The organism is Capnocytophaga sp. oral taxon 326 str. F0382 (assembly GCF_000318295.1).
In the GTDB taxonomy this organism is placed as follows: Bacteria; Bacteroidota; Bacteroidia; order Flavobacteriales; family Flavobacteriaceae; genus Capnocytophaga; species Capnocytophaga periodontitidis.
Map to the genome: position 1 here is coordinate 1 of NZ_KB291352.1, position 2,745 is coordinate 2,745.

Genomic DNA, 2,745 nt, shown 5'->3' on the forward strand with positions numbered 1-2,745 from the left:
CTCCTGAATATAAAAAATATGGCTGGGAAGACTACTATAAACCTTAAATAAAAAAAACCTTACCTTTGCAAAACAAATAAACAAGATAGAACAATGAACAACCTACTCACCCATTATCCTGTGAATTGGATAGACGGAATGAAGCTAAGCAGCAGCCATTTTATTGCTGTGCAGGACTTTGTAACTGATAGTGTTAGAGATGCCATAGCCCTGCAAACCACAGACCTTAACGCTAAGCAAGGATATGACAGAGATGAAAGGTAATGCCACTTTTTCTGTGTTTATCACCGCTGAATTGTTTAAACCGACCCCTTATGGAGAGGCAGCAGCACAAGAATACCCACCGCGTATTCCTTTTTTGCGTCCTACCTTCCTCATATGCCTAATCCTAATGAGATGTTAAGGAACTTTTTAGATAAATTTATCAGACCTAGAATATTTTAGTATGAAAATATATATTTTTATTATTTTTATTATTTTTAATAGTTGTACCCAAAATATAATTAATCAAGGAAAAATGGAATGGATTAGTAAATATGACTTATACGAAAACATTTACGGAAAAGGGATTGAATCTAAAAGAGGATTAAATGTTACAAAATTTCTAATTTTGGATGAATCTATCATTTTTATTGCAGCAGAAAAAGATAGCTACTTCTTTGACACTAAAGAAGATAATGCCATTTTATTCATCTCTAAAGATTTAGGAAATGAATACAAAGAAATCATATTTCCTGAAGAATCTATTGTTTCTATCCATTCATATGGCAAAAAGTCTTTAATAGAAACTAATATAGGAGGTTATGGAAACAATGCTAAAAATTGTATTTACTTATTAGATAATACCTCGTTAAAATATAAAAAAATTAGAGAATTTTCTCCTAATAGTATTTCTCAGATAAAATTTAATGGAAATTTTATTTCATATAATGAAAATGGAGATGTTATATTAATAGATGTTTTAAATAATGTAAATTATAAAATTCCTAATATAGTTACTAAAGGTAATTACATATTAGAAGATAAAGACGCAAATATAATTTTTTTAGATAAGAATAAAATAATTAGATATAATGTTATAGAAGAAAAATTTACAACAATACGAAATTTGACAAAAACATACTCTACCATAACTGATGTTTTTGGAGAGATTAATTTAGGGGTAATTGATTTAGTGACAGGAACTGTGTATATTTACGACCTAACTGAGAGGGAATTATTTAAATTTTCACCGAAAGATGAAAAATATAAATATCGTTATAAAAATTTTGTATGCGACTATAAAAGAAAAGAGTATTATCCTACGATTCGCTTTTCATATGATTATGGAAAAACTTGGAAAGAATACAATACGAGCGATTTTACAATAGAATCAAGTATATATGGTTTTTATAAGGATAAATACATAATTTTTGAAGCTGCCTTTATGGAAAAAGGGGCGTATATTATGATTGGAGAAATAATGAAATAAAACTATGTATAGAATAATCCTTTTAGAAATATCAATATCTATCTACTGAAACATGACATTTATTATATCAAGAATATTCTCCCTCCTTCTCCCCCAAATGCCTCAGCTCAGGGTCGTTGGCAATGCGTTCCTTTTCACGTTCAATGATTTCAACGACATCTAACTTTATCTGGCGATAGTTGGCTTCTACCTGTTCTTTGGTAGTGTCGTTGCCGTTGGCATCGGTAAAGGAGAGGATTTGAGATATATATTCTTGGGTATCAGAAGTTAACATAGACCGATATTTAGCGGAATACAGTTTTAGAATTAATCGCTCACAACATAAAGATACTATCTTTAACAAATTAATGAAAAGAATTGTGGAACGTTCTCCCGTTTCCCAAAGTCAATTAGTATGTAGCTAAATAGACACCTCAATTAATTAATTTATTATATGAAACTCAAAAACGCAATCACTCTCAGCGCCGTAGCTTTGGCTACAGCCTTCACTTCTGGTGACCTTTACGCTCAGAAGAAAAAAACAAAAACTAAAAAAGCTCAAGAAGAGACCGTTATAGGTGTCCAAAGAGGCTCTAACTACGGTGACCCTAAAGATGTAAAAGCCGAAGCAGGTGCTTTTGATATTGTACCTCTAAAGTACAAATATTTCGGTTTAGAAGAATATATCGATGAGGAAACAATGTTCATCCATTTCTCTAAACATTATGTAGCTTATTTAAACAATCTCAACAAGGCGGTAGCAGGTACTCCTCAAGCGCAAATGAGCATCGAAGAACTCCTTCGCACTCTTGATATGAACAATGCAACCTTGCGCAACAATGCCGGTGGTTACTACAATCACAATATGTACTTTGCAGGGATGTCACCCAGTGGCGGAAGCCCTAAAGGAGCCTTAGCAGCCGCTATCGATCGCGATTTTGGCAGCTTTGATAACTTCAAAAAAGCCTTTGCCGAAGCAGGTGCCAAACGTTTTGGTTCTGGTTGGGCTTGGTTAGTAGTCAATAACGGTAAATTGCAAGTCGTGAGCACTGCCAATCAAGATAATCCATTGATGCCAGGGTTGGGCGTATCGGGTATCCCTGTATTAGCAATGGATGTATGGGAACACGCTTATTACTTGAAATATCAAAACCGTCGTGGCGATTACATCAATAACTTTTTCAACGTAATCGATTGGGATGTAGCCGAACAACTCTATCAAAAAGCAATTACCCCTAAACCCTAATTGCACAAAACACTGTATGTTCCCTCATCAAAAAAGTCGCTTTTGCGGC

At 33.6% G+C, this 2,745-nt stretch carries 5 protein-coding genes and 1 pseudogene; 5 read left to right on the forward strand and 1 reads right to left on the reverse strand.

Going from position 1 to position 2,745, the window contains the following annotated elements:
* Positions 1–93: 93 nt before the first annotated feature.
* Genes HMPREF9073_RS15810 through HMPREF9073_RS00050 form a run of 3 tightly spaced genes read left to right on the forward strand, consistent with a single transcriptional unit; the run spans position 94 to position 1,471 of the window.
* Entirely contained in the window at positions 94–264 is a 171-nt protein-coding gene (locus HMPREF9073_RS15810) for a hypothetical protein (RefSeq protein ID WP_009411933.1), read from the forward strand.
* Positions 245–403 carry a hypothetical protein gene (locus tag HMPREF9073_RS15620; protein ID WP_157453460.1) on the forward strand — a complete coding sequence of 53 codons (159 nt, stop codon included), beginning with the start codon at positions 245–247 and terminating at the stop codon, positions 401–403. Before HMPREF9073_RS15810 ends, HMPREF9073_RS15620 begins: the two co-directional genes overlap by 20 nt.
* 42 nt (positions 404–445) lie before the next feature.
* On the forward strand, positions 446–1,471 hold the full coding sequence (locus HMPREF9073_RS00050) for a hypothetical protein (protein WP_009411935.1): 1,026 nt from the start codon (positions 446–448) through the stop codon (positions 1,469–1,471).
* A gap of 67 nt (positions 1,472–1,538) precedes the next feature.
* Here HMPREF9073_RS00050 and HMPREF9073_RS00055 read toward each other — a convergent pair whose 3' ends face one another.
* Positions 1,539–1,745 (reverse strand): hypothetical protein, encoded by a 207-nt coding sequence (locus HMPREF9073_RS00055; protein ID WP_009411936.1) that lies wholly within the window; start codon positions 1,743–1,745, stop codon positions 1,539–1,541.
* Here HMPREF9073_RS00055 and HMPREF9073_RS15360 point away from each other — a divergent pair.
* Together HMPREF9073_RS15360 and HMPREF9073_RS00060 are read left to right on the forward strand one after the other, a co-directional pair.
* Positions 1,717–1,875: pseudogene (locus tag HMPREF9073_RS15360) on the forward strand (IS1595 family transposase); the annotation flags it as partial. The gene HMPREF9073_RS00055 and the pseudogene HMPREF9073_RS15360 sit on opposite strands and share 29 nt — an antisense overlap.
* Positions 1,876–1,904: 29 nt before the next feature.
* Positions 1,905–2,696: a superoxide dismutase gene (locus HMPREF9073_RS00060; protein WP_009411937.1), complete on the forward strand. Its 792-nt coding sequence runs from the start codon at positions 1,905–1,907 to the stop codon at positions 2,694–2,696.
* Positions 2,697–2,745: the final 49 nt, after the last annotated feature.

Coding starts and splice junctions, on each gene's coding strand:
- HMPREF9073_RS00060 (WP_009411937.1), top strand. CDS start 1,905: ATGAAACTCAAAAACGCAATCACTCTCAGCGCCGTAGCTTTGGCTACA.
- HMPREF9073_RS00050 (WP_009411935.1), top strand. CDS start 446: ATGAAAATATATATTTTTATTATTTTTATTATTTTTAATAGTTGTACC.
- HMPREF9073_RS15620 (WP_157453460.1), top strand. CDS start 245: ATGACAGAGATGAAAGGTAATGCCACTTTTTCTGTGTTTATCACCGCT.
- HMPREF9073_RS15810 (WP_009411933.1), top strand. CDS start 94: ATGAACAACCTACTCACCCATTATCCTGTGAATTGGATAGACGGAATG.
- HMPREF9073_RS00055 (WP_009411936.1), bottom strand. CDS start 1,745: ATGTTAACTTCTGATACCCAAGAATATATATCTCAAATCCTCTCCTTT.